Annotated in this window: 1 protein-coding gene; it reads right to left on the reverse strand. The window is 68.7% G+C overall.

Annotated features, from left to right (window positions below; all coding sequences use genetic code 11):
- Window positions 1-249, reverse strand: a 249-nt coding sequence (locus AC0IYH_RS33110; protein ID WP_471838629.1) for an alpha/beta fold hydrolase, incomplete at both ends; no start/stop codon positions are given.

Genomic DNA, 249 nt, shown 5'->3' on the forward strand with positions numbered 1-249 from the left:
CGGTTGGTGGCCAGCGCTGCGCGGAATCCGTCGAACACCTCGATCGGCGTCCCGTCGGGGTTCGCCTCTGTCTTCACCATCAGGGGCGGTACGGCGCTGACCAGGACTGCCTTGGCCACCCGGCCCTGCGGCTGGCCGAACTTCGCAACGTAGCGGGCGACCTCTCCGCCACCGGTCGAGTGGCCGATGTGGACGGCATCGGTGAGGTCCAGATGCTCGACCACGGCCGAGGCGTCTGCGGCATAATGG

It is taken from the genome of Pseudomonas sp. AC463, from assembly GCF_979253585.1.